Below are 1,114 nucleotides of genomic sequence, written 5' to 3' on the forward strand. Positions count from 1 at the left end.
GAATGCATCGCGCCCTGGCTGGGCCTTCCGCAACTGCCGCTGGTGCGCTGGCCGGAACCGGCCGACGAGGACGAGCGAAACGGACTGCACTGGAAGACCCGCCCGCTCATCAGTTGGGCGGCCGGACGGCCCTTCGCCTGGGTCGACGACGAGATCACCGACGCCGACGCCGCCCGGGTGGAGGCACACCACTCAGGACCGGCCCTGCTGCGCCGGATCGATCCCCGGCGGGGTATCACGGACGAGGACTACGCGGTCATCGAGGCCTGGCTGCGGATGCAGCGCGGGCACGTCTGATCACGCACACGTCTGATCATGTATCGGATGCCCGCTCGGCGGCCGGGCGGGCCTGTTGCGCGTCTGCGTGTTCGTGCCGTGCCGCCGCCCGCCGGTTCGCCTGGAGGAAGGCGCCGGCCGTGAACGCGACAGTGCTCGCGAAGGACGCCGCGAGGGCGGGGTTGAGCCAGGACGGAACGACCGGAGCGGTGAAGGCCCGACCGTCGGTGGTACGGCACATCACGTGCAACGGCAGGAACCGCACGTCGTGCTCCAACACCTGTGCCCCGGCCGGACGATGGGAGGTGTAGCGGCACTGGTGCATGGGCGTGGAGTCCGCGCCTTCCCCGACCTCGCTGACGGCCAGCCCGATGGCCACGAGGCCAAGGAGGTAAAGAGTGGCGGTGATGACGGCGGAAAAGATGGCCATGCCCCGTACGAACGTCGAGTCGGAGTCAGTGCCACCGGTGGGTTCGGCCATGAGGCAAACCTATCGGTGCAGTTCGGCACGGGGCATGGCCTTTTCGCTGCCGCACCCCTCGGCCGGGACTGCAGGACTCCAGGTCAGGACCGCAGGACCCTAGGCCAGAACCGCAGGCCTGAGCACCTCCTGGCACCACTGGCGGAAGCCGGTGGGCGCGTACTGCGGGGTCTGCGGCGCGTCGGCGCCGTAGAAACCCAGGGAGTTCAGGGCCTGCGTCATGTCGGCAAGCCCCTGCGCCCAGGCCTCGCTCGCCCCGTGGCGCAGCATCGTCGCCTTGTAGTCCGCGCAGCTGGTCTGCCGCACGCGGACCGGGCGTTCGAGGACCTCGGAGATGACCCGTGCCATGCCCTCGGG

1 protein-coding gene and 2 pseudogenes are annotated in these 1,114 nt (G+C 70.0%); 1 reads left to right on the forward strand and 2 read right to left on the reverse strand.

The window, feature by feature from the left end; genetic code table 11:
• Window positions 1–297: pseudogene (locus ACQKIP_RS48000) on the forward strand (HAD domain-containing protein); the annotation flags it as partial.
• A 16-nt stretch (window positions 298–313) separates the two neighbouring features.
• Here ACQKIP_RS48000 and ACQKIP_RS48005 read toward each other — a convergent pair.
• Both ACQKIP_RS48005 and ACQKIP_RS48010 read right to left on the reverse strand, forming a co-directional pair.
• Window positions 314–757 (reverse strand): hypothetical protein, encoded by a 444-nt coding sequence (locus tag ACQKIP_RS48005; protein WP_365855939.1) that lies wholly within the window; start codon window positions 755–757, stop codon window positions 314–316.
• A 99-nt stretch (window positions 758–856) separates the two neighbouring features.
• Window positions 857–1,114 (reverse strand): annotated as a pseudogene (locus ACQKIP_RS48010) (NmrA family transcriptional regulator); the annotation flags it as partial.

Origin of the sequence: Streptomyces sp. NPDC059900 (genome assembly GCF_050270335.1) — a bacterium.
In the GTDB taxonomy this organism is placed as follows: domain Bacteria; phylum Actinomycetota; class Actinomycetes; order Streptomycetales; family Streptomycetaceae; genus Streptomyces.

What these genes read in the sequence shown, in the direction of transcription:
- ACQKIP_RS48005 (WP_365855939.1), bottom strand. Translation starts at nt 757, where the DNA reads ATGGCCGAACCCACCGGTGGCACTGACTCCGACTCGACGTTCGTACGG.